Origin of the sequence: Streptomyces sp. NPDC057136, from assembly GCF_042670885.1 — a bacterium.
In the GTDB taxonomy this organism is placed as follows: Bacteria; Actinomycetota; Actinomycetes; order Streptomycetales; family Streptomycetaceae; genus Streptomyces.
On sequence record NZ_JBHUUV010000085.1, the window covers coordinates 1 to 5,872 of the forward strand.

Below are 5,872 nucleotides of genomic sequence, written 5' to 3' on the forward strand. Positions count from 1 at the left end.
GGGCGCTGCTCGACGCGGGTTCGGGGGCGACGAGTTCGAGCCAGGTGAAGGCGAGCAGCCCGGTGGCGGCCGGCCACAGGCCGAGGTACGCGGGCAGGGGGCGGCCGACGACGGGATCGCGGCCGCGTGCGCGGCAGAGGAGGAGGTGGAGGGTGCGCAGAGGGTTGAACAGACGCCAGACGGGGCCGAGGAGAAGGGACGCGGGGACGAGCCCGACCCAGAGGAGCACGTAGACCGTGCCCGCGGCGGGATTGCGTTCCGGGTCGTCCGGACCGAGCAGGAGGTGGCCCAGGACGAACAGGGCAGCGGCCAGACCGAGTCCGCGCGCCGCGTTACGGGTCGGCCGGGCGTCGGCGAGGCGCTGAAGGAGGGCGGGAAGCGGGCGGCCGGCCTCGTCACCACGGAAGCGGGAGGCGGACCAGAGCAGGCCGAGCGCGAGGAAGGAGACGAAGAGTGCCGTGAAGGCGCCTGCGAAGGCGTAGAAGGGGGACAGTGGCAGATCGTGCCGGGAGCCGATTCCGTGGGCGAGGACGCCGCCCGTCACCGGACGACGAGTTGGGTCAGGAGCAGTCCGGACTCGTGTGTCTCGACCTCGAAGAGCCCGGTGCGGTCGGCGGTGAGGGTGAGGGTGGCGGTTCTGCCCGCGGGCAGACGGACCTCCTTGTCGTAGCCGTGGACGTGGAGAGTGTCGGCGCGGTCGCTGCGGACCCGGAGCGCGATGCGGTCGCCCTTCTTGACCTCGGTGCGGCCGGGCGCGGGACGGACCGTGCCCTGGCGCACCTCGATGTCCAGGGTCCGGTCGGCGGCCGCGGGGGTTCCGGTACTGCCCGTGGTGAGCGGGATGGTGGTCTGGATCGACTTTCCGTCGACGGCCCAGGCGGTGTGGTCGTCGGCGTACAGCCGGGCGGTGAGGGAGCCGCTCCCGCCCGCCCCGCGGACGAGGGTGGCGGGGAGGTGGTGCCACGCGCCGTACGTCCGGGCCAGGGGGCGGCCGTCGAGGAACAGGCGGGCGTGGCCGCGTCCGGGGAGGGCGGCGCCGCCCACGCTGTCCGGGGTGAAGCGGAAGTTGCGGACGGTCAGGTGGATGTTCCAGCCGTCCTCGGAGTCGGGCCGGGCGGAGAGCCTCACCCCGGGGGCACCGGCCGCGTCCACCTGACGCAGCCGGTGCCCGGTTCCGTCGTCCGCGGCGAGCAGCCGGCCCACGGTCCCGTCGGCCTGCTCGTGGCTGGTGCCGGGCTTGTGATGCGTGGTCGGCCGCCCACCACAGCCGCCGACGCCCAGCACGAGCCCGGCGGCCAGGAGGAGGGCGGCCCCCCTCCCGACGACCCCCGGCCCGACGGCACCCCACCTGGAGGCGCGCCTCACGCGGGCTCCCCCTCGGCGACGCCCGCGGCATCCCTGCTGCTCGCACTGCCGCTCACACTGCCGCTCACTCCGCCCGCGCGGGCCGCGGCGGCCACCGCCCAGAGCACCCAGACCACGCCGAGCAGGGTCCGGAGCCACGCGGGACTCAGGGGGATCCACGGGATCATCAGGACCGCCTTGTCGAAGGCGTCGAGCAGGGTGAGAGCGCCCAGCACCACGGTGGTCCAGCCCAGGCCGGGCCGTTCGTGCCGCAGGACGAGGCCGATGCCGGTCCACCACACGCCGACCAGCAGCAGCGCCACGGCGGGCAGATACGAGGAGGTGAGGCCCATCGTCGATCCGGCCACGTCCGCCACAAGTCCGATCGCGCCCAGCACCGTCGCCGCGGTGCCCACGCGGCTGTTCCGCAGTCTGCGCCACCACAGCACCCCGCCGACCAGGGCGAGCACCACCGCGACGCCCAGGGCCGCCTGCACCTCGATGCGCTCGATGCCCCGGGCCCCGTACCAGTCGCAGCCGGCCGGCAGCCGTCGCGCCTGCACGTTGTAGTCGGCGCAGACCAGCAGTTGGGCGAGTTTCACCGGTTCGCCGACCAGCCGGTCCGTGCCGCCTGACACCGCGCCGCGCTCCTTCCCGCACTCGGGCAGTGTGCGCGGAGTCGCGGCCCCGGTCCCGGGCTGCCAGCAGTTGCCCTCACCCTGGCCGTCCCACCACACATCGGTGCGGTTGGGCCGGGCCTTGCCGTTCCGGTCGGTGCCGAGGTGGTTTCCGGCGTACCGGTTGTGGTGCGAGGTGTCGGTCTGCTTGGACAGTGCCTCCTCGCCCCGGATGAAGGCGGGGACGGCGCTCAGGAAGAAGGCGGCGCGCTGGTGCCCGTAGATCCAGTTGTTCTCGTAGAGATTCCAGTTGCCGCCCGCCGTGATGATGCCGGTGCCCGGCGGCATGGAGATCTGCGGGCAGACCACACCTTCCTCGTAGCCGCGCTCGACGGGCGGCTTGGCGCACGTACCGTCGGCGACGTACGGGTAGTAGTCGGCGTTGTTGTCGTGGATCAGATTGCGTTCGAAGCGGGCGTGGTTCTGCGGCAGGCCGGGGTGTCCGGGGAAGGCGCTGTCCATCGAGGCGCCGCCCATGTTGTGGTCGAACTCGTTGTCGTGGACGTAGACGGAGTCGCCCGCCGTACCCGAGTAGCCGACCATGTTGTGGTGGCTGCGGCAGCCGGTGATCTCGATGGCGTAGCGCGGCACGTCGTAGCCGCGTGCAGTGTTGATGTCGGACGCACTGCCGGGATAGATGCCGGAGTCGCCGTTGCCGTACGACTCGCAGTTCTTGTACAGCCCGTGGTCGCTGGCGAAGGTCAGGAAGCCGTACTCGTCGTTCCAGCGGGTGAGTACGTCGTCGATGACGAAGCCGTCCTGGGCCAGCACGTACAGGGAGTTGAACGTGGTCCGCTGGGCGGTGAAGTTCTTGAAGTAGATCCCGTCGGACTTGTCCGCGCGGACCGCGTTGAGCTTCTGGTACTTGGCGTCGATGACGACATCCGTGCGTGCGGCGCCCGTGCCCTCGATCTGGAGGTTCTTCTTGCCGAGGATCGCGACCAGGTTCTGGTTGTGCGGGCACTGCTTCTGCTGGGCGTAGCTGAGGATCTGGTACCCGAGCTGCGATTCGGGGGCCTTCAGCCGGGCACACGCACCGCCCGGATCGGTCAGCGAGGGCTCCTCCTCGTACAGCCCGGGCAGGATCGAGATGTTCATGCCGGGCTTGCCGGCCGCGTCGACGGCCTGCTGGAGATGCCGGTAGCCGGACTTTACGCAGCGGTCGAACAGCTCCAGGTTCCGGGCCTTCAGCGGCGCCGGGAAGCCGGATATCCGCCGTTCGAAGTCCGCCCGGTCGCTCTTGCAGACCAGGAGATCGGGTTCGCCGGTGCGGTGGACGGGAACGCTGCCGGTTCCGTCGGGCAGGGTGACGGGACGTTCCTCGTGCGCCTGGGCGGCGGGGGCCGACAGAAGCGCGGCCGCGAGGGCCGCCAGAACCACCAGAAGTCTTCGTGTCCACGACATGTGCCGGAGAGTAGAGCATTGTTCAGCTTTTGGAACCCCCCTGTGCACGACGAATGCCGTTGACGCGCCCTGTTCCGATTCCTACGGTTGACCATAGGATTCCTCGTCCAAGGAGTCCGAGGGATTCCGATCGCACCGGGAGCGCACCATGAGCGGCATCGAGCAGGCGAGGAAGACGGCGGAGGCACTTGCGTACTCCACCGGTTTCGGCAATGAGCACAGCTCCGAGGCGATCCCGGGCGCGCTGCCGCTCGGCCGCAATTCCCCGCAGCGTGCGCCGCTCGGGCTGTACGCGGAGCAGCTGAGCGGTTCGGCCTTCACCGAACCGCGGGCCCACAACCGCCGCTCCTGGCTCTACCGCATCCGCCCCTCGGCCGCCCATCCGCCGTTCGTCCGTATCGACAACGGAGCCGTGCGCTCCGCGCCCTTCACCGAGACCGTCCCCGACCCCAACCGGCTGCGCTGGGACCCGCTCCCCGACCCCGCGCCCGGCACCGACTTCCTGGCCGGACTGTGGACCCTCGGCGGCAACGGCGACGCCACCCAGCGCACCGGCATGGCCGTGCACCTCTACCACGCCAACTCCTCCATGGCGGATGGGGTCTCCCCTGCTCGAGCGGAGCCGAGAGCTCGGGGAAGCGTGTTCAGCAACTCCGACGGCGAACTGCTGATCGTCCCGGAGCGCGGCGCCCTCCTGATCCGTACCGAATTCGGCCTGCTGCGCGCCGAGCCCGGCGAGGTGGCCCTGATCCCCCGCGGCGTCCGCTTCCGCGTCGACCTGCTCGACGCCACCGCCCGGGGCTACGTCTGCGAGAACTACGGCCAGCCGTTCGTCCTGCCCGACCTCGGCCCGATCGGCGCCAACGGCCTCGCCAACGCCCGGGACTTCCGGGCCCCGGTCGCGGCGTACGAGGACGACGGGGACGCGGGACGCCCGGTCGAAGTGATCAACAAGTTCTGCGGGAACCTCTGGTCGGCGACGTACGACCACTCGCCGCTCGATGTCGTCGCCTGGCACGGCAACCACGTGCCGTACGTCTACGACCTGCGCCGCTTCAATGTGATCGGCTCCATCAGCTACGACCACCCGGACCCGTCGATCTTCACGGTGCTGACCTCGCCGTCCGACACCCCGGGGCTCGCGGGCGTGGACTTCGTCGTCTTCGCGCCGCGCTGGCTGGTCGGCGAGGACACCTTCCGTCCGCCGTACTTCCACCGCAATGTGATGAGCGAGTACATGGGCCTGATCGAGGGCGCGTACGACGCGAAGTCGGCCGGAAAGGGCGGATTCGTGGCGGGCGGGGGCTCGCTGCACAACATGATGTCGGCGCACGGTCCCGACCGGGAGACCTTCGACCGGGCGAGCGCGGCGGAGCTGAAGCCGCAGAAGATCGACGACGGCCTTGCCTTCATGTTCGAGACGCGCTGGCCGGTCACGGCGACCGGCCAGGCAGCGGGCGCCGACCATCTCCAGCGCGGCTACGACGACGTGTGGCAGGGTCTGAGCCGCAACTTCCGGCCGTAGGAGAGCTCTCCCGGGCCGGCTCCCACCGCAGCACAGAGACCCCAGGTGAACCGGATGAATCAGGTGAACGAGGTGAATCACACGCCCGCCTTTGCTCCCGACTCACTGGTCCTGAACCGGAAACTCCCCCTGTGGTACCAGGTCTCGCAGTCCCTGCGGGCGTCGATACTGGGCCGCCCGCAGGACGCCTCACTGCGGCTGCCCACCGAGGAACAGCTCGCCGGGCACTACGGCGTCAGCGTCCTCACCATGCGCCAGGCCCTCAAGGAGCTGGAGACGGAGGGCCTGATCAGCAGGCACCGGCGGCGCGGCACGTTCATCGAGCCGCGGGCCCGGCGCGTCTCACCGGTCCGGCTGCTGGGGTCGATCGACGCGATCGTCGCCCAGCAGTCGGGCGAGCGGACGACCGTTCTCGGCCACGGTCCGGCCGCCGTGCCGGGTGACCTCGCCGAGTTCTTCCCGGGGTGTACCGAGGTCGTCAGCTACCGGCGGCTGCGCTGCGACGGGGAGACGGGCGAGCCCACGAACTGGGCGGAGAACGCCCTGCGCCCCGAGATCGCGCAACGGCTCGATGTGGCCGATCTCGAACGGTGGCCGATGACCAAGGTGCTCCGCGACACCCTGGGGGTACGGATCTCCCGGATCACCGACACCGTCGAAGCGCGCCTGGCCGACCCGGTCACCGCCGAACTGCTCCAAGTGCCCCTGCTCAGCCCGATCCTCCACTACACGGGCGTGACGTACGACGAGAGCAGCCAGGTGGTGGATGTGGCCCGTATCCGCTACCGGGGCGACCGCTTCTCCTTCTCGGTGACGGTCGAAGCGCACTAGGGTCTGTCCGGCGGATCAGGGTCGGATAGGGCGCGGCGTCTGGTGCGGTGCATCGCAAGGCGCCGGAGCGTCCGCATAGCGGAGCTATGCG

At 70.7% G+C, this 5,872-nt stretch carries 4 protein-coding genes and 1 pseudogene; 2 read left to right on the forward strand and 3 right to left on the reverse strand.

Annotation, left to right across the window (positions count from 1 at the left end; all coding sequences use genetic code 11):
• From ACFT7S_RS38460 to ACFT7S_RS38470, 3 genes and pseudogenes are all read right to left on the reverse strand, one after another.
• Positions 1-544, reverse strand: a pseudogene (locus ACFT7S_RS38460) (hypothetical protein); the annotation flags it as partial.
• Complete coding sequence (locus ACFT7S_RS38465) at positions 541-1,365, reverse strand: hypothetical protein (protein WP_382741163.1); 825 nt, start codon at positions 1,363-1,365, stop codon at positions 541-543. The gene ACFT7S_RS38465 and the pseudogene ACFT7S_RS38460, both read right to left, overlap by 4 nt.
• On the reverse strand, positions 1,362-3,425 hold the full coding sequence (locus ACFT7S_RS38470) for a right-handed parallel beta-helix repeat-containing protein (protein ID WP_382741166.1): 2,064 nt from the start codon (positions 3,423-3,425) through the stop codon (positions 1,362-1,364). The genes ACFT7S_RS38465 and ACFT7S_RS38470 overlap by 4 nt, the downstream gene beginning before the upstream one ends.
• Positions 3,426-3,573: 148 nt before the next feature.
• Here ACFT7S_RS38470 and hmgA point away from each other — a divergent pair, with 148 nt between their 5' ends.
• On the forward strand, positions 3,574-4,950 hold the full coding sequence (hmgA, locus tag ACFT7S_RS38475) for a homogentisate 1,2-dioxygenase (RefSeq protein WP_382741169.1): 1,377 nt from the start codon (positions 3,574-3,576) through the stop codon (positions 4,948-4,950).
• A gap of 54 nt (positions 4,951-5,004) precedes the next feature.
• Entirely contained in the window at positions 5,005-5,781 is a 777-nt protein-coding gene (locus ACFT7S_RS38480; protein ID WP_382741172.1) for a GntR family transcriptional regulator, read from the forward strand.
• The last annotated feature ends 91 nt before the right edge of the window (positions 5,782-5,872 follow it).